We start from the raw sequence: 18,173 nt of genomic DNA on the forward strand, positions 1-18,173 counted from the left end.
TCCTCCCCGGCGCGGGCCGCGTCCCGCACCGCGTTGCGCTCCGGTCCGCCAGGCGGGCCGGAGCGTTGCCTTTCGCGCACGCAACCGGCAGGCGCGCGCGCCTTTCGTCAGATGATCAACTGCGTCTGTGTCACGATGGCCGCAAGCTTGCCGTCTTCGCGCAGGATCCGGATTTGCCAGACCATCGTCTTGCGCCCCTTGTGAAGCGGCTCGCATATCGCGGTGATCGTGCTGCCGACCTCGATCGCGCGAAAGAAGTTGGTCTTGCTCTCGACCGTCGTGGTGCCCTGTCCCTCGGTGAGATTGATGAAGGTCGCCGTGCCGCCCATGTTGTCGGCCAGGCCGATGATCGCGCCGCCATGCATGACGCCATTGCGATTGCCGAGTTCCGGCGCGACGGTCAATCGGGCTTCCACCCGGTCGGGTTCGGCCGAAACGATCCTGATGCCGAGCAGGCGCCCGAAGGGCGGTTGTTCGCCGGCGATCCGAAGCCACCTTTCCTGATCCGTTTCCCGGGCTGTCATTTCTTTCCTCCGTTCTGGCGGTCACGGGTTCCGCGCGGCGAAAACGCGCCATCGTCTGCAACCCGGGCAATGCGTTCATCGTCATAGCCGAGCAGGTCGCGAAGCACGGCGTCTCGGTCGGCGTCGAGGCGCGGGGCGGGAACCGGATCGGCGACCGGCGTCTGCGCAAGGCGCAGGGGCGAGGCGATGTTCGGGACTTCCCCGCCGTCTTCGCGGGCCACGCGCGTGACCACATTCGTCTCCAACGCCAGCGGCGACTGCAAGGCTTCGCCGACCGAGCGCACGGCGCCGACGGGCACCCTCCCCGCCCGCGCCTTGTCGATCCAGTGATCGCGTGGCCGGCTGCGGAAAATGGTGTCCATGACGGCGAACAACCGGTCCCTGTTGGCATTGCGCTCGCGGTTGGTCGCATAGTCCGGGTCTGTCACCAGATCCGGCCTGTCGAGCACGTGGACAGCAAGCGCTTCCCAGGATTTCTGGGAGCCGCAACTGACATAGACAGGCCCGCCCCCGGCGGTTTCGAACATGCCGATCGGGGTGGCGACGGGCGCCGTATTGCCCTGGCGCACCGGATCGGGGCCGCCGGCCAGATAATTCATCGGGAAATAGGCGAGCATGTTGAGGGCCGTCGAGAACATCGAGACCTCGACATACTGGCCGGCGCCGGTCTTCTCGCGTGCGAACAGCGCCGCGAGCACCGCTATGGTTCCGTTCATGGCGGCGCCGATGTCGATGACAGGGCTGCCGGTCCGCATGGGCAGCCGGTCGGGATCGCCGGTCAGCGAAGCGAAACCGCTTTCGGCCTGGAAAACGGAATCGAATCCGGGCTGTCCCGAGTGGCTGTTGCCCGAACCGTAAGCGGTGATCGCGCAGTAGATCAGGCGCGGGTTGATCTTCCGCAGGGCCTCGTAATCCAGCCCAAGGCGAGCCATGACGCCGGGGGCGAAGTTCTCCACCACGATGTCGGCGCGACGGACCAGATCGGTGGCCACGGAGACACCGCCCGGCGAGGCCAGATTGAGGCAAAGGCTTTTCTTGCCGCGGTTCAGGCCGATGAAATAGGGACTTTCGCCGTCCACATCCGGCGGCTGGTAGGTTCGGGTCTCGTCGCCGGTTCCGATGGCCTCGACCTTGATCACCTCGGCGCCGAGATCGGCCAGCGTCTGGGTGGATGCCGGACCGGCGAGATAGCGCGTGAAATCCACGACCCGTATGCCCTGAAGGGCCAATGGCGCACCGGCCGGCCTTGGCTTATAGAGAGGAGATTGGCGAAATGGTTGTTTGCCCGACATTTTCCTTCAAAGCCCTCCTGATCGCACTGGACATGGAGATTTGGTCTTATAATATTATATTCAACAAACATAGACGTGTTTCCGCAAATCTGCAGGCGGAGGGTGTCAGCAAATCCGGGCCGTGCACCTTTAGGCCGAGATCCGGCAAGGCTGCCGGCCAGCGGAAAACCGGTCGAACCCGCGGCAAGGAGGCTCGTGTGACGGCAAACAGGAAAATCGGTTTCGGTGACAGGGGAAACGGGCAGATCGCACCGATCTCCGTACCGAAGGCTTCTGACATTCTTGCCGACCAGTTGCGGCAGATCATCCTGTCGGGTGAGATCGAACCCGGCGAATCGCTCCCGCCCGAGCGGGAACTGGTCAAGAGTTCAGGCCTGAGCCGCTCTTCGGTCCGCGATGCCTTGCGCGTCCTGGAGGTGGAGGGCCTCATCATCACCAAGCCGGGTCGCTCCGGCGGCTCCGTGGTCCAGCTTCCCGGGCGCGACTCCATCGCCCGGTCGATGCAGCTCTTCGTGATGAGCAACGCGATCCAGCTCAACTCGCTTCTGGACTGCCGCATCGCCATCGAGCCCTTTCTCGCAGGCAAGGCCGCCGAGAACCACACCGAGGAGGACCTGGCGGAGATCCGCCGCATCAACGACGAGTTCGTCGCCACCACCGACAACATCGCCAAGTACAAGCGGCTGAACCTCGAATGGCACCTTGCCATTGCCAGGGCCAGCGGCAACGAGATCCTCACCGCCCTTATGGAAGCCATTTCGCAACCGATCCTCGATACCGACGGCTACCAGCAGGTGACGACCGACAAGGTGCGGCAGGAAGCCAAGAAGGCCCACACCGCCATCATCAAGGCCATTGCGGCCCGGGACCCCGAACTGGCGAGCCGCCGCATGGCAGCGCATGTGGGCGCCTACGCCAAGGTGGTCAGCAAGATCGGCGCTGGCGGCTGAACGGACCATCCGGCCGCCCAGCTTACTGGTGCTGTCCGATGGAATCGTCGATCGCCCGGCCGGCCATCAGCCAGCCCCGGCGCAGGTCGTCGAGATGGCGCTCCATCCATTCGACCGCCTTTGCCCCCTCACCGCCGCGCAGGGCAGCAACAATGGCGCGGTGCGCCTTCAGATTGCGCAGCGGCGCCTGCTTGAGCTGCCGGCCGATTTCGACATAGGGGCGGAACAGAAGCTGGCCGATGGGTTCGCGCGCCATTACAAGCGCCCGGTTGTCGGCAAAGCTTGCCAGAAGGGCGTGAAATTCGGTGTCGAGGACGTCCGCCGGCTCTTCAGCCGCGACGGCTTCGGCTGTCGCGGCGATATTCTCGTCAAGCGCGTCCAGCTGATCACCGGTGATCCTGCCGGCCAGCAGCGACACGCTGAGCGGTTCCAGGACCCTGGCAACCTCCCACAAGTCGCTGAACCGGACATCGTTGAGCAGAAGGGCGCGTTCGAGACGCGGAGAAATGTCCTGCTGGCTGGGTACCGTGATCAGCAGGCGCTTGCGCCCTTCGCGGCGCAACAGCCCTTCCGATTCAAGCTGCCTGATGCCCTCGCGCACCGTCGACCGGTTCACGCCGAACTGCGATGCCAGTTCCGTCTCGCTCGGCAACTGCTCGCCCGGCTTCAACAGGCCGCCCACGATCAGTTTCTGCAATTCCTCGGAAACGACCTGATAGGCCGGCGTGATCTTCAGTTTGGCTATTTCCACCAAGTCGTCACCTCATCCTCTCCCTTGTCCATAGCCGACTTTGCGTGATCCCGGAACGGGCAAACCGGACCGGCGGCAGCCGGGTCACCGCGCGGCGCCGGCCTCGGGCAGCAGCGCGCGCAGGGCCTTCTTGTCGACCTTGCCATTTGCATTCCGGGGTAACGGATCGGTCGATATGTCGAGCGTTTCCGGAACCTTGTAGTCGGACAGGCGCTCCCGGCACCAGTCCTGGAGTTCGCCAACCGTGACATCCGCGCGCGCCACGACAGCGGCATGGACGCGCTCGCCCAGCACCGGGCAGGGCCGGGCGAGGGCGGCGGCCTCGACCACCGCGGGATGATCGGTCAGCACGTTCTCGAGTTCGGCCGAGTAGATCTTGTGGCCACCGCGATTGATCATGTCCTTGGCGCGGTCGAGAACCCGGATGAAACCGTCATGATCGGCCATGCCGATGTCGCCGGATCGCCAGAAACCGCCGACAAAGGACTGCGCCGTGGCTTCCGGGTTGTTCCAGTAGCCGCGCACCACGTTCGGCCCCTTCAGCCAGATCTCGCCCTCGACGCCAGGGGGCAGTTCGACGCCGTTCTCGTCCATGACCAGTGCCTCGGTCCCCGGAAGGGGGCATCCGACATATTCACGCTTTTCATAGGCGAATTCCGGCGGCGTGATAAGTTGTGCAACGATGCTCTCCGTCGAGCCGTAGCAGTTGGCAAAGCCGAGACCCGGAACGGTGGCGGCCAGGCGGCGGATGGTCGGTTCCGGCATGGGCGCGCCGCCATAGGCCGCAAGGCGCCAGCTTTTCAGGTTGCGCTGGCCGAAATCGGGCTGAAGGAGGCAAAGATTGTACATGGCCGGCACCATCAGCGTGTAGGTCATGCGTTCGGCTTCGGCGAGGTCGAGGAATACCCTTGCCTTGAAACCCTCCATGATGATCAGCGTGGCGCCGGCCCGCATGGGCGCGGCGATCAGCGCCGCGATCCCCGTCACGTGGTTCAACGGAACGGAGGCCACCACGCGGTCGGCCGGCGAAAGCCGCATGGCCGCTTCATAGAACATCGCCGCGTGGATCAGTGCCAGATGGGTCAGCATCGCGCCTTTGGGCTTGCCCGTCGTTCCCGACGTATGCAGCACCAGCGCGACCTCGTCCTCGCCCGGCAGATCGCCGGGATCAGGCAAGGCGCCCTCGCCTGAAAGGGCATTGAAGGCGATGGCTTCACAGCCGGGCCGGTCATCGGGATCGGGGACCAGGCCGGCGAGCGGCCCGTCGTGCAGAAGCAGTTTCGCGGTGCAATTGGCGATGGCGTAGGCCACTTCCGGACGGCTTGAACGGACCGAGACCGGAACGGCGACGCCGCCGATCCGGAACAGGGCGAAGAGCGCGACGACGAAATCCGCGCTGTTGCCCATGACCATGGTCACCCGGTCGCCGGCCTGGATGCCGCGCGACGACAGCGCCCGCGCCGCGGCATCCACAGCTTCGGACAGTTCCCGCCAGGTGAGGCGCCGGCCGCCGTCGACGATGGCCTCGGAATCCGGGTGGCGCTCCAGCGAATCCGTCAGCAGCCGGTAAAGGTTGCCCGGCCGGCCGGCAAAACACTGCATCACGCGATTGCCATAATGCGCCTCGGCGCGCATGGCAGGGAACAAGCTCCTGTCCCAGGTCATTGTCCGGCACCTCCCGTCAGATCGCGGATCCGCCGCCGCAGGGTATTGAAACTCAAACTTCGCAATCCGTCATCATGCAATGGCCCGGCAGGCGCCGTTCCCCTACCCTGCTGCCGGACCAAGGCGGCTTCGCGCCTGTTTCAGTTCATGGCGTGCGATGCCGCGAAGATGCACCTCGTCCGGTCCGTCGATGAAACGCAGCGCGCGGCCCCATGTCCAGAGGAACGCCAGTGGCGTATCCGGCGTGATGCCGCAGGCACCGTAGACCTGGATCGCACGGTCGAGAACGCGCGTTTGCAGACGGGCGGCGGCCACCTTGATCTGCGAAACGAGGACATGGGCGGCCTTGTTGCCCTGGGTGTCCATCAGCCAGCTCGTGTAAAGATTGAGCAGGCGCGCCTGGTCGATCTCGATGCGCGATTCGGCAATCCAGTCCTGGATGTTGGCATATTCCGCCAGGTCCTTGCCGAAGGTCCGCCGTGTCAGGGCACGCTCGCACATCATCTCCAGCGCCAGTTCGCACTGGCCGATGGTGCGCATACAATGGTGGATGCGGCCCGGCCCGAGGCGCGCCTGGGCAATCGCGAAACCCGCTCCTTCCTCGCCGAGCAGGTTGCTCACCGGCACCCGGACATCCTTGAACTCCACTTCACAATGGCCCTCGGGCGCATGGTGATGCATGATCGGCACATCGCGGACGACGCGGAAGCCCGGCGTCCCGACCGGAACGATGACGAAGCTGTGACGCGCGTGTCGCGGTGCATCGGCCGCGGAATTGGAGATGCCCATCACCAGCGTGAAGGCGAATTTCGGGTGCATGGCGCCGGTTGTGAACCACTTGCGCCCGTTGATGACATAATGATCGCCATCGCGCTCGATGCGCGTCTCAAGGTTCGTCGGATCGGCGGAGGCAACATCGGGCTCGGTGATCGACACGCCCGACCGGATCCGGCCTTCAAGCAGCGGGTTCAGCCAGCGCTCCCGCTGTTCGGGCGTGGCAAAGAGGTGCAGGATTTCCATGTTGCCGGTGTCGGGCGCACTGCAGTTGAACACTTCCGACGCCCAGGGCAGACGGCCGATGATCTCGGCGAGCGGGGCGTATTCCAGGTTCGTCAGCGCGGTTCCGGGTTCATCGGGCTTCAGTGCAGGGAGGAAGAGGTTCCAGAGGCCTTGTGCCCTGGCCTTCTCCTTCAGCCCGTCGATCAGTTCCTCCGGATAGGCATGCGTGGCCGCAATGCGGTGATAGTCCGCATCCGCCGGCCAGACATGGTCGTCCATGAAGGCACGAACCTTTGCCTGCAGTTCCTTCATGCGCGGGGTGTAGCCAAAATCCATTGCCCAATCCTTCCTGTCATTCTTCGCTCAGGCGCCGACGAGGGCCGCGCCCCTGGCCGCAAGCACCGGCGCAAGGCGGCCGACATCGGCCGCATCGCGGGAGGCGGCATTCCCCTGTCGTGCCCGGCTGGCAATCCCCTCGAAGATGACGGCGTTGCGGAACAGGGCGAGCGCCAGGTAGAACCGCGTCAGGCGGTTGTCCCGGCCCGCGGCCTCGAAATAAAGCGCTGTAAATTCATCCATTTCGGGAAGCGCTCCCGCTGCCCTGTCGACATCGAGGAGTCCCCGTCCATAGTCATTGCGGCCCATGAACCATGTGTAGACACAGGTATGGGCCAGATCGACCAGCGGATGACCAAGGGTGGAAAGCTCCCAGTCCAGAACGGCCACGATGCGCGGTTCCACCGGGTGAAACATGACATTGCCCAGCCGGAAATCGCCATGGACGAGCGTGGTACGATCCTCATCGGGCAGGTTGCGCGGCAGCCACTGCGCCAGCGTCTCGACATCGGCATTGGCGCCGGAGCGCGAAAGCTCCCACTGGCGTGTCCAGCGTCTGATCTGGCGCGCGGCGAAACCGCCGGCCCTGCCGAAGTCGGACAGGCCTGCCGCGGCGATGTCGACCTTGTGGATTTCCGCCAGCATGCGCGCGAGGGCATCGAAATAGGCGCGGCGTTCCGGCTTCGGGATATCCGGCAGGCCATTGTCGTGCAGCACCCGTCCCTGCACATGTTCCATCACGTAGAACGGGGTCCCGATAATGGCCGGATCGTCGCAGAAATGCACCATCTCCGGCACGGCCACACCTGTGTTCCTCAGCGCAGCCTGAACCCGGTACTCACGGTCGACCATGTGGGCGGAGGGCAGCAGATCGCCGCCAGGCCTCTTGCGCAGGACCAGCCGGCGCGAGCCGCTTTCCAGGAAATAGGTCGGATTTGACTGACCGCCGGCGATGCGCCGCAAGACGAGATCCCCGCCCAGCCCGCCGACGTGGCGTGCAAGGTATGTCAGCAGGACCCGGGTATCGAATTCAAACCTGTTTTCCGCCACGGCGATGCTTTTTGTATAATTGTCCGACAAACGGACATTTCAACAAAACGCCTGTGTTGTCAACCGGCCCGTCGCGGCCGTTGCAAGGTCCGGTGACGTCCTGATGCGGTGGCGGCGGTGCTTGGAACCGTCAGTCCGCGAACACCGGGTTCCGGCGTCCCAGAAAGGCGCCAACGCCCTCGGCGAAATCGGGATGGGCGGCGCAGGCCATGAAGGCGGCCTTCTCCGCGTCCAGTTGCGCGGCAAGGGGCGTCTCGAAGGCATTGCGCATGAGCGCCTTGGTCCGGCCCTGCGACTGGCGCGATCCGGCAGCGATCCGTTTGGCCATTGCCAGGCCCTCGGCATCGAGGTCTGCGGCGGGCACTAGCCGGTTGACCAGCCCCATGCGCAGCGCTTCTTCCGCGCCCACCGGCTCGTTGAGAAGGGCCATGGCAAGGGCCTGCTTCAGTCCGATGGCGCGAGGCAACGCCCAGCTTCCTCCGCAATCGGGAACGCCGGCGATGCGGCAATAGGCAAGGGTGAAGCTCGCATCGCCGGCAGCCAGCGCCAGGTCCGCCCAGGCGACGAGCGAAACGCCGGCGCCTGCCACGCGGCCATGGGCGGCAACGATGGTGATGACATCGGACGCGGCGAGCGCCTTGAGCGCGGCATGCAGCGGATCGATCGTCGCCGCGATGAAGGCCGGCTTGTCGGCCTCGCCATGAAAGCCCTTGACATCGCCGCCGGCCATGAGGCTGCGTCCGGCGCCCGACACGAGCAGGACACGGGCCGCGCTGTCGCCAAGCACCGTTTCTGCCGCGGCCTGGAAGGCGTTGGCTGTCTCGATGTCGAGAACGTTCATGCGCTCCGGACGATTGAAACGCAGATGCGCCACGCCGTCGGCAATTGCAAGATCGATGGGTCCGGTCATCATGGTGCCTCCACTTTCATGAAACAGCGACGCTGCCGGAGGGCCATCGGCGTGCCCTTCTTTACCCGGGCGCCGTCCGAAATGGCGGCGAACCCCGGCTTTAGCAGGCCGTCGCCAGCGCACGGACCGGCCGCGTTGCAATGGACACAGGCTAAGGGCCGCGATATAAAGCTGTCAATCGGATTGTCGGACATAAAGGCCGTTCCAGGGAGGTTCGGCGGAAGGAGTCCCGGTGCATTTCAATGACATTGCCTATTCGGCGGACAACGGGGTCGCGACGATTGCGTTCAACCGGCCAGACGTGATGAACGCGGCGCGCATGCAGACCCATGACGAACTGGTCGCGGCGCTGGATGCCGCCGACGCCGACGACGGCATACGCTGTGTCATCGTGACCGGTGAGGGACGGGCGTTCTGTGCCGGCACGGACATATCGGACGGATTCCGGCTGCCGGCCGGCGGCGACGCCGCAACCGGCGAGGGGATACCGCCGGACATTGGCGGCGTCACGGTCCTGCGCCTCTTCGCGATGCGCAAGCCCGTCATCGGGGCGATCAATGGCGCGGCGGTGGGGTTCGGCGCCACCTTTACCCTGGCAATGGATATCCGCCTCGTTTCGGATCGGGCGAAATTCGCTTTCCCCTTCACCCGGCGCGGGATTTGCGCGGAATCCTGCTCAAGCTGGTTCCTGCCGCGCCTCGTCGGCCTGCAGACCGCCATGGACTGGATGCTGACCGGCCGCACCTTTCTGGCGGATGAAGCGCTGCAACGCGGACTGGCCCATGAGGGCCTGCCGGGGGAAAACCTGATGGAGCGGGCCCGGGCCATGGCGCGGGACATCGCCGACAATTGTGCGCCCGCATCCCTGGCCATCAACCGGCAGATGCTGCTGCGCATGATGGGGGCCGACCACCCGCGTACCGCGCATGAACTGGAAAGCCGCGCCCTGGCGGCATGCCTCTCAGCGCCGGATGCGGCGGAGGGCGTCGCGAGTTTCCGTGAAAAGCGTCCGCCACGCTTCACGGGCACGGTCTCCGATGCGGGATACATGCGCCACTGGTGGTCCTGACGGGCGATCCGGGCTGGCGCGCTCCGGCATTGCCGGACCTTCGCCGGCAACTGCCGGCCTTTTCCACCGGCCCGGCCGAATGCGTTCGGGAGGAAGGAAACTGGCGCACCCGACAGGATTCGAACCTGTGACCTCTGCCTTCGGAGGGCGGGGGATTTTTGTTTTAACAGTTTCTTTTCCATTCCTTCACATTCACTAAATTATTGTTCTTATTCGTTTTAGCCGCAAGTTCGTTGATTGCCATTCCTTGACGTTCCGGGTCTGGTGGTTACTATGTGGTCACTTTCTCAAAAAGTATCCACCGTTCCGGAGGGCGTATGTCAAAGGGCACGACTGAAACCGGATTCATCAACCGCAATCGGCAGAAGGTCGTAGGGAAGACTGGCCTAGACGGCACGGATCACAATCAAAAAGTCTACGAGCTGGAATGTCTCGAATGCGGGCACCGATACGGCGCAAATGGTTCCGACATATTTCAACGGCGTTGCCCTAAGCACTATTCCGGCAAGCCGGGGCTGGAAATATGAGCCATCGCCTTACTAAGTCGAGAATCGATACCGCAGCACTGCAAGATAAAGACTACTTCCTTTGGGACAGTGAGTTGAAGGGTTTTGGGATCAAGATCGCCAAGGGTGGTCGGAAGTCCTATGTCTGCAAATATCGCGTTGGGAACGGCAGGACGGCACCTACGCGGCGAATGACTATCGGCGCGCACGGATCGCCCTGGACCGTCGATCAGGCTCGGGCAGAAGCGCGAAAGCTCCTAGGCAGGGCTGCCAATGGCGAAGACCCGGCAAAGGAAAAGCAGGACGCGAAAAAGCAAATCACCGTTGCGCAGCTATGTGACCTCTATATTGAGAATGGCATCGGTACCAAGAAGGCCAGTACCATAGCTACAGACCGTGGGCGCATCGAACGCCATATCAAGCCGCTGCTCGGCAAGAAGAAGGTTCCGGAAGTGACACGCGCTGATATAAAGCGCTTCCTTCAAGACGTTGCCAACGGCAAGACATCACTCGACCAGAAAACCGGTTTGCGTGGCCGCGCCATTGTGAAGGGTGGCAAGGGCACGGCTACCCGGACTGTTGGGCTACTTGGCGGTATATTCAGCTACGCCTTCGATTGCGGACTGGTCGAGACAAACCCCGTCCACGGAGTGAAGCGCTTTGCTGACCGGAAGGGCCAGCGATATCTCAGCCAGCAGGAACTTGTGGCACTTGGCCAAGCGCTGGCTATCGGTGAAGAACGTGGGCTGAATCCGCAAGCGCTAGCAATTCTCAAACTGCTTGTTTTTACCGGTGCGCGGAAAGGCGAGATCGAGACCTTGCGCTGGGACGCGGTCGATTTCGATGGTGGCTATCTCCGGCTTGCAGATTCCAAGACAGGTCAGAAGGCGATTCCGCTCAACGCTGGCGCACTGGAAATTCTGAGCAACCTTGCAAGATTTGAAGGGTCGCCCTTCGTCTTTCCTGCCCATCGCAGCGAAGGACACTATGAAGGCACGCCAAAGGTTTGGCGCATCGTTAGAAGCATGGCAGGTCTGGACGACGTCCGCCTGCACGACCTCCGCCACAGCTTCGCCAGTATCGCGGTTTCCGGCGGTGCAAGCCTGCCAATCATCGGAGCGCTTTTAGGTCATACGGACAGCGCCACGACGCAACGCTATGCGCATCTGCATGACGACCCATTGAAGGCGGCAAGCGAAGCGGTCGGCGGAAAGATTGCGGCGGCGATGGGAAAAGACCTAGTCTATAAAGTGGATCACTAACGACTTTGCCATTTTTCTGTATAATCTGTCTCGAATCAAATTTCCGGCCGCTAAAGTGGCTAGGTTTGACGAAATTGAAGAAAAATCAAGGATAATTTTTGAAGAAATCCTTGAATTTTATAACGGCAATGATCCCAAAGCGGGCGAGACCGCAGAACTCCATAAAACCGAGAATGCATATCGAGCTATCGATGCTTTCTGGAGATTATTTGATCTCCTAGGGCTCTGGGCGCAATGCCATCTAGCTGCTCATGCGCGCGCAGCTTATGACGCTGAGTTCGTGGAAACCCTTAAGGAACAGCATCCGGATATCCATCTAGATTCACACAGATTTGAGATCATTGGAGCAGAATTTCTAAACGGCGTCGCCACAAGTTTCAAAGACGAGAAATTTCAAGTATTCTTAGATGACGATGAATACCTTGTAGATAGTGGTCGTATTAATCAAATATTGCGTCATTTTGCAGTCGATATGTTGTCTAGTCGCTCCCAAGATGGCAACATTTGGAGGTACCCTTTACTCCGTGCGCTACGCGCGCTTAACGAAGGACAGTACGATCCGCTGTTGAAGCCTTGGACAAGGCGACGTGTTGGCCAAGCATTTGATCTCGACCAGTGGCGATTGGAAGCGTTGGCTCAGGTACACTTCCGGATCGGTATCGGTTGGAAGAAATACAGAGCGCTGGAATTCGTTGCAGAAGGAATAGGTCAAAGCGTCGAAACACTGCGAAGTTGGGAAAAGGATTTGAAGCTTGATTCAGACTATGCCACCGAACTCAAAATCGCAGAGATAGCGGGACGGCACGCAGAAGACTTCGATGCAAATATTGAGATTGGATTTCCGGATTATGGTTCGCACCGAGGCGTTAGTTTGGTTGAACGGGCAAAAGAATATCGCGATCTGACACGTGAAATCGATCTCAATCTAATTGCCAACCGAATTAGAGAATTACGGATCAAGGACCAAAGTGGTGGGTGAAGCCTGCTTTGTCTCACCATTTTTTCGGTGATAGCAGCTATCAAACATACCCCGCGAATTTTCGATAGAATCAACTCAGCATTTCATCACCTGCCGGGGTTGTCCGGCGATTCGATGGTGATGGATCAATGTCTACCCCAATTCCTATTGTCCTGAACGCGGGCCAGGTTGCCGAACGGCTCGGGCTGTCCGAAAGCACACTGGCCAAAATGCGACTCTCTGGTGACGGGCCGCCTTACTCAAAGCTTGGCCGTCGCGTCGTGTACAGGCCTGAAGATATCGATGCTTGGATCACTTCGAAGCGCTTCCGCTCAACATCCGAATACGGACTGCCGAAATGAAGGCGCGGATGAAACGCAAGCCCGATTTCCGGCGCATCCGACCGACGCAGACCTATTCGATATTGGAGCTTGCCAAGGCGGTACGGCGAAACCCGGCCACTGTGCGCAAATGGCTGCGGTCAGGCATGCCGACCTTGGACGGCTTGAAGCCAAAGGTCATCGATGGCGCACAGGCAAAGGAATGGCTTCGCCATAAATGGAAGAGCCGCAAAACGCCGACCAGACCTGGAGAGGCGTATTGCCCACGTTGCCGTAGAGCCAGGCCTTTCGCCGGAGGCTCCAAGTTGCTGAAACAGCTCAATACAAAAGTGCTGACTATCACCGGGAAGTGCGCGAGTTGCGGTTGCCGAATGAACAAGTTTGCCAGCGCCAAATCTGTCGCACTCTTCGATAACCGGGATGAAACCAAGCGGGCCAACAGCGCAGCCTAACCGGGTACGGCATCGCACCCGTCAGGCGAACAGTTTTTCGGCTCCTCTCAGACAGGGGGGAGGGGGGCGCAAAAGTTGTCCGGGATCGACCTGCAGACCGGTGGCGCAGTGCAAAGACCATAAACCGTCACATTTTCGAAAGCGAGGATCACAAATGATCGCGAAGAACCCGACAAACGAACGCACCAAGCGCGACTACTTTCATCATTTGAAGCAGGCGCTTGGGAGATCGGATCAAACCGTTCGGCAAGTCGCCAGGTCGTTGACCCGGTTCGAGGACTTCAATGGTAGGCGCGATTTCAAGACCTTCGATCAGCGGCAAGCGGTCGGCTTCAAGGAGAAGCTGGTCGCGACTGGCTTGGCATCAGCGACCACCCTTTCCACACTCAACGACCTGAAGCTCTTTTTCGGATGGCTTGCGCTGCAGCCCGGTTTCAAGCGCGCGATCAAGCTATCCGATATCGACTATTTCAACTTGTCGGAAAAGGCGGTGCGGGCCGCCACCGCGCCCGCTGACAAGGAGTTTCCTTCTTTGCCGATGGTCGAAAAGGTGGTCGCCGCCATGCCCATGGAAACTGCAATCGAAAAGCGTGACCGGGCATTGATCGCCTTCACCGCAGTCACCGGCATTCGGGACGGCGCGCTGATCACGCTCAAACTCAAGCATTTCGATGAGGCCAGGCGGTTGGTGCTGCAGAATCCAATTGAGGTTTCCACCAAGTTCTCCAAACGAATCGATACCTTCCTGTTTCCGCTCAACGACACATTCGAGGTGATCTTCCTCGAATGGGTCGCCTATCTCCGCACCGTGGAATTGTTCGGCGACCATGATCCGCTTTTTCCGAAAACTGCGATGGGCCAAGACAAAGACCGATGCCTCAAAGCCAACGGCCTAAGCCGCGAGCATTGGGCGAACGCATCACCAGTGCGTGCTATCTTCAAAGCGGCTTTCCGCAATGCTGGCTTGCCAGAGTTCACGCCTCACCGGTTCCGCAACATGATCGTTTCGGAAATGTATCGTCGCCAGCTTGCGGTTCCGGTCTTCAAGGCATGGTCCCAGAATCTTGGCCACGAAGGCGCGATGACAACGCTCACGAGCTATGGAAAAATCGGACTTGAGGAGCAGGGGCGGTTGGTGCGAAATCCGGGCAGCCAGGAACCGAACGCTCTGCTGGATGAGATCAAGCGGTTGATAGGAAAACCCTGAACGATTTGAAAAGCAAAGGCCTTGCCACATCCACTGATTGTGTGGTCGATAGTGCCGTTCGGGGAGAAAATTTATGGCAAACGGCACAAGTGGTAGTGATCTTCAGTTCGAGGCAGACCTGTTCAAGGCTGCTGACAAGCTCAGGGGCAATCTTGAACCCTCCGAATACAAGCACGTCGCGCTTGGCCTCATCTTTCTGAAATACATCTCCGAAGCCTTCGAGGCTCAGCGCGCCAAGCTGGAGCAGGAGGAATACGCCGACCCCAACGACCCCGAGGAATACACCGCCGCCCGCGTCTTCTGGGTGCCTGAAATCGCCCGCTGGTCCTACCTCAAGGACAACGCCCGCGCCCGCGATCTCGAAATCACCGACCCCGTCACCGGCAACAAGAAGAAGGTGGACATCGGCGGGCTGATCGATGCCGCAATGGAGGCCATCGAAAAGGCCAACGCGACCACGCTCAAGGGCGTGCTTCCCAAGGACTATGGCCGCCCGGCACTTGACAAGACCATGATCGGCGACCTTGTCTTGCTCTTCTCCGACGTCACGATGAACGTTGAGGGGGAGAAATCCCGGGACCTGCTGGGCCGGGCCTATGAATATTTCCTGTCAGGCTTTGCCGGGGCCGAGGGGCGTCGCGGCGGTGAGTTCTTTACCCCCCGTTCTGTCGTGCGCGTCATGGTCGAGATGCTGGAACCCTATCGGGGCCGCGTCTATGACCCCTGCTGCGGATCGGGCGGCATGTTCGTGCAATCGGAAAAGTTCATCGAAGACCATTCCGACCAGCGTCACGTCGAGGAAGCCAAGCGCCAAATCTCGATCTACGGGCAGGAACGCAACCACACCACGTGGAAGCTGTGCAAGATGAACCTCGCCGTGCGCGGAATCGATGCCGATATCCGCTGGAACAACGAAGGCTCGTTCATCCGTGACGAGTTCTCGAATACCTATTTCGACTTCATTCTCGCCAACCCGCCCTTCAACGTGTCGGACTGGTGGCGCGAGAATCTGGCCGAGGACATAAGGTGGGAGGCCTTCGGCATACCGCCGCAAGGCAACGCCAACTATGCTTGGTTGTCCCACATCTACCACCACCTTGCCCCGCGCGGCACGGCGGGGGTGGTGTTGGCCAATGGGTCGATGTCGTCGCAGCAATCGGGCGAGGGCGAGATGCGCCGCCGCATGGTGGAACAGGACGCGGTGGATTGCATGGTCGCCCTGCCGGGGCAGCTGTTCTATTCCACGCAAATCCCTGCCTGCCTGTGGTTTCTGGCCAAGGACAAAAGCGCCAATGGGCATAGGGACAGGCGCGGCGAGTTCCTGTTCATCGACGCGCGCAAACTGGGCGTGATGGTCGACCGCACGCGGCGCGAGTTCACGGCGCAGGATATCGAGCGGATCGCAGGCACCTATCACAGCTGGCGAAACCGCGACGGCGGTTATGAGGACGTGCCGGGCTTCTGCAAATCGGCGCGCACCGAAGAAGTGGCCAAGCACGGCTATGTGCTGACACCGGGGCGCTATGTCGGGGCCGAGGACGCCGAGGATGAGGGCGTCCCGTTTGAGGAGCGGATTGCGGGGCTGCGACAGCGATTGGAAGAGCAGTTTGCAGAAGGCAACGCCATAGCAGCACGTATTGCCGATGCTCTGCGAGAGGTCCGTTCGAATGGATGAATGGCCCAAGAAACAGCTAGGTGAACTCGTGACTATTCGACATGGTTACGCATTCAAAGGAGAGTTTTTTTCCGATCAAGAAACCGGTGACATTCTCGTCACGCCTGGAAATTTCGCTATTGGCGGAGGCTTCCAGCTTGAAAAATTGAAATACTATCGAGGGCCTACGCCCGAAGAGTACCTGCTTCAGCCAGGCGACATTATTGTCACGATGACTGATTTGAGTAAGCAGGCCGACACTCTTGGATATTCAGCAGTTGTTCCACATTCTAAATTTCGTTTTCTTCATAATCAGCGCATTGGAAGATTGGCTCAAAAGAGCGAATCAGTCTTTTTGCCATTTATCGGATGGCTTTTGCGGACGGAGAGATATCGGAATCACGTTATCGGCAGTGCCACCGGCTCGACGGTGAAACATACTTCCCCAAGCCGCATTCTCGACTATCGTTTTTCGCTGCCGTCTGTTTCTGAGCAAGAGGCAATTTCAGGCACTCTGTCCGCCCTCGACGAAAAGATCGAGTTGAACCGGCAGATGAATGAGACGCTGGAGGCTTTGGCGCAGGCGATTTTCAAGGATTGGTTCGTCACCTTCGGCCCCACCCGCCGCAAGGCGGAGGGCGCGACCGACCCCGTCGCCATCCTCGGCGGCCTCATCCCCGACCCCACCAAAGCCGCCCCCCTTGCCACCTTCTTCCCCGACAGCTTCGGCGATGATGGCCTACCGGAGGGGTGGGAGAAACGCGAGATTGGGCAAGACTTTGACGTCACAATGGGGCAATCGCCGCCCGGTGATACCTACAACGAAGCGGGCAACGGTCTGCCTTTTTATCAGGGGCGAAGAGACTTCGGTTGGCGTTTTCCAACAAGGCGCGTCTATTGCTCGGCACCTTCAAGAGTTTCGCCAGCTGATTGGACTTTGGTCAGCGTTCGAGCGCCAGTAGGGGACATTAACAGGGCATGGGAAGAATGCTGTATCGGTCGCGGTGTCGGGGCATTCATGCACCGAAAGAGGCTCGGATCATTTACCTACTACTCTGCGCTTCATCTTCGAGAGGAACTTGCTTCCTTTGATAAGGACGGAACGGTGTTCGGTTCGATCAACCAGAACCAGTTCAAGGCTCTGAGGATATGCGGCGCGGATCAACCCGCCGCCGCCGCATTCGATGACTTCGTTTCACCGATTGATGCCCTTGTCAGGATGCGAACCGAGGAAAACCGCACCCTCGCCGAAACCCGCGATTACCTGTTGCCCAAGCTAATATCCGGCGCGGTGCGGGTGCGGGATGCAGCCGCCATGGTCGAGGAAGCTGACAAATGAGTGCTGTTAAGGCGCGATGGCGCACCTACAACCGGCTTCAAACGCTTACGGCGAAGGTTCCGGAAGACTATCGCCAGTTCAACATTGAAAATTTCCGTAGCGAGCTCGTTTCCATTGCCGATGAATGGAAACTGGATCAGGAAAAGTTAGCGAAGATCAGCGGGTTGCCACCAACGGTCGTAGCCTCGATCATGGGCTATCCGGGCAACCGCTACGGTCAATTACCCTCACGCAATCCGAATGGCGACCTATCTCTCGCTCCGGACACCCGGAAACTCATAAACGGCCTGCTCGCGTGGATCGGGCCAAGCGAATCCGATCTGACCCAACTGCGCCCCGAAAAGACCGATACTCTGCAGGCGATTGTCGCCCTTGGTCCTCATGGACGCGACTTCCTAGACATTTCCTCCTTAGGCATCTCTCAGCTTGAGGCAGAGCTATGCAATCTGACAAAGACCAACCAGATTGAAGCTTTGGCCGAGATCGCCTTCGCCATGGCCCGTTTGCGCGATCAGATCCCAGCCAATGGACTGCCAGCAAACCAAGACACTGAAAGTCTGCGGCGCGAGATCGCGGTTTTGCAGGCCAAGGTGGAAATGTTGACGGTAGAGAGAGACAGGCTTGCTACTCAGCTTGGCAAAGTCCTGGATGGAAGCGGACTGAAGTCGGGGTTTTGGCAGGCAGTTGGCGCCGCCCCCGTAGGCGCTCTCGTTGGTGCAATCGGAACGGTTCTTGGCCCTGAACAGGCGCAGGCTGCACTGAGCTACGTACAGACGCTGGTAGCCGTCTCGGGAAGTGGTGGATGAAATGATCAAGCACCATCCGAACGAAAGCCGCACCCTCGCCGAAACCCGCGATTACCTGTTGCCCAAGCTAATGTCCGGCGCGGTGCGGGTGCGGGATACGGG

17 protein-coding genes are annotated in these 18,173 nt (G+C 60.6%); 10 read left to right on the forward strand and 7 right to left on the reverse strand.

Annotation, left to right across the window (positions count from 1 at the left end; translation table 11 throughout):
* Nucleotides 1-107: 107 nt before the first annotated feature.
* Together ACLB6G_RS02235 and ACLB6G_RS02240 are read right to left on the reverse strand one after the other, a co-directional pair.
* Nucleotides 108-524 carry a PaaI family thioesterase gene (locus ACLB6G_RS02235; protein ID WP_410354479.1) on the reverse strand — a complete coding sequence of 139 codons (417 nt, stop codon included), beginning with the start codon at nt 522-524 and terminating at the stop codon, nt 108-110.
* Nucleotides 521-1,816, reverse strand: a complete 1,296-nt coding sequence (locus ACLB6G_RS02240; RefSeq protein ID WP_410354480.1) for a CaiB/BaiF CoA transferase family protein — start codon at nt 1,814-1,816, stop codon at nt 521-523. The genes ACLB6G_RS02235 and ACLB6G_RS02240 overlap by 4 nt, the downstream gene beginning before the upstream one ends.
* Nucleotides 1,817-2,013: 197 nt before the next feature.
* Between ACLB6G_RS02240 and ACLB6G_RS02245 the strand changes: the two genes are divergently transcribed.
* Nucleotides 2,014-2,766: a FadR/GntR family transcriptional regulator gene (locus ACLB6G_RS02245; protein ID WP_410354481.1), complete on the forward strand. Its 753-nt coding sequence runs from the start codon at nt 2,014-2,016 to the stop codon at nt 2,764-2,766.
* Between the two features lie 22 nt (nt 2,767-2,788).
* Here the strand turns inward: ACLB6G_RS02245 and ACLB6G_RS02250 are convergent, their stop codons facing one another.
* The 5 genes from ACLB6G_RS02250 to ACLB6G_RS02270 all read right to left on the reverse strand — a co-directional run bounded on the left by ACLB6G_RS02250 (nt 2,789) and on the right by ACLB6G_RS02270 (nt 8,480).
* On the reverse strand, nt 2,789-3,517 hold the full coding sequence (locus tag ACLB6G_RS02250; RefSeq protein ID WP_410354482.1) for a FadR/GntR family transcriptional regulator: 729 nt from the start codon (nt 3,515-3,517) through the stop codon (nt 2,789-2,791).
* 84 nt (nt 3,518-3,601) lie between these two features.
* Nucleotides 3,602-5,182, reverse strand: a complete 1,581-nt coding sequence (locus ACLB6G_RS02255) for a class I adenylate-forming enzyme family protein (protein WP_410354483.1) — start codon at nt 5,180-5,182, stop codon at nt 3,602-3,604.
* Nucleotides 5,183-5,284: 102 nt separating this feature from the next.
* Nucleotides 5,285-6,517, reverse strand: coding sequence for an acyl-CoA dehydrogenase family protein (locus tag ACLB6G_RS02260; protein ID WP_410354484.1), 1,233 nt, complete (start codon nt 6,515-6,517; stop codon nt 5,285-5,287).
* A 27-nt stretch (nt 6,518-6,544) separates the two neighbouring features.
* Nucleotides 6,545-7,567 carry a phosphotransferase family protein gene (locus tag ACLB6G_RS02265; RefSeq protein ID WP_410354485.1) on the reverse strand — a complete coding sequence of 341 codons (1,023 nt, stop codon included), beginning with the start codon at nt 7,565-7,567 and terminating at the stop codon, nt 6,545-6,547.
* Between the two features lie 130 nt (nt 7,568-7,697).
* Nucleotides 7,698-8,480 carry an enoyl-CoA hydratase/isomerase family protein gene (locus ACLB6G_RS02270; RefSeq protein ID WP_410354486.1) on the reverse strand — a complete coding sequence of 261 codons (783 nt, stop codon included), beginning with the start codon at nt 8,478-8,480 and terminating at the stop codon, nt 7,698-7,700.
* Nucleotides 8,481-8,709: 229 nt separating this feature from the next.
* On the opposite strand from ACLB6G_RS02270, the gene ACLB6G_RS02275 reads away from it, so the two are divergent.
* From ACLB6G_RS02275 to ACLB6G_RS02315, 9 genes are all read left to right on the forward strand, one after another.
* Nucleotides 8,710-9,546 carry an enoyl-CoA hydratase-related protein gene (locus ACLB6G_RS02275; RefSeq protein ID WP_410354487.1) on the forward strand — a complete coding sequence of 279 codons (837 nt, stop codon included), beginning with the start codon at nt 8,710-8,712 and terminating at the stop codon, nt 9,544-9,546.
* Nucleotides 9,547-10,069: 523 nt separating this feature from the next.
* Complete coding sequence (locus ACLB6G_RS02280; RefSeq protein ID WP_410354488.1) at nt 10,070-11,314, forward strand: tyrosine-type recombinase/integrase; 1,245 nt, start codon at nt 10,070-10,072, stop codon at nt 11,312-11,314.
* Between the two features lie 55 nt (nt 11,315-11,369).
* Nucleotides 11,370-12,293, forward strand: coding sequence for a hypothetical protein (locus ACLB6G_RS02285; protein ID WP_410354489.1), 924 nt, complete (start codon nt 11,370-11,372; stop codon nt 12,291-12,293).
* A 209-nt stretch (nt 12,294-12,502) separates the two neighbouring features.
* Nucleotides 12,503-12,634: a hypothetical protein gene (locus tag ACLB6G_RS02290; protein ID WP_410355152.1), complete on the forward strand. Its 132-nt coding sequence runs from the start codon at nt 12,503-12,505 to the stop codon at nt 12,632-12,634.
* Nucleotides 12,580-13,065 carry a hypothetical protein gene (locus ACLB6G_RS02295; RefSeq protein WP_410355177.1) on the forward strand — a complete coding sequence of 162 codons (486 nt, stop codon included), beginning with the start codon at nt 12,580-12,582 and terminating at the stop codon, nt 13,063-13,065. The genes ACLB6G_RS02290 and ACLB6G_RS02295 overlap by 55 nt, the downstream gene beginning before the upstream one ends.
* 154 nt (nt 13,066-13,219) lie before the next feature.
* Nucleotides 13,220-14,272 (forward strand): tyrosine-type recombinase/integrase, encoded by a 1,053-nt coding sequence (locus ACLB6G_RS02300; protein ID WP_410354490.1) that lies wholly within the window; start codon nt 13,220-13,222, stop codon nt 14,270-14,272.
* A gap of 73 nt (nt 14,273-14,345) precedes the next feature.
* Nucleotides 14,346-15,947: a class I SAM-dependent DNA methyltransferase gene (locus ACLB6G_RS02305; protein ID WP_410354491.1), complete on the forward strand. Its 1,602-nt coding sequence runs from the start codon at nt 14,346-14,348 to the stop codon at nt 15,945-15,947.
* The gene (locus tag ACLB6G_RS02310; RefSeq protein ID WP_410354492.1) at nt 15,940-17,265 is read left to right on the forward strand and encodes a restriction endonuclease subunit S; all 1,326 of its coding nucleotides are present in this window, start codon (nt 15,940-15,942) and stop codon (nt 17,263-17,265) included. The genes ACLB6G_RS02305 and ACLB6G_RS02310 overlap by 8 nt, the downstream gene beginning before the upstream one ends.
* Nucleotides 17,262-18,071 (forward strand): coiled-coil domain-containing protein, encoded by an 810-nt coding sequence (locus ACLB6G_RS02315; RefSeq protein WP_410354493.1) that lies wholly within the window; start codon nt 17,262-17,264, stop codon nt 18,069-18,071. The genes ACLB6G_RS02310 and ACLB6G_RS02315 overlap by 4 nt, the downstream gene beginning before the upstream one ends.
* The last annotated feature ends 102 nt before the right edge of the window (nt 18,072-18,173 follow it).

The organism is Zhengella sedimenti (genome assembly GCF_046506625.1).
Classification (GTDB): domain Bacteria; phylum Pseudomonadota; class Alphaproteobacteria; order Rhizobiales; family Rhizobiaceae; genus Zhengella; species Zhengella sedimenti.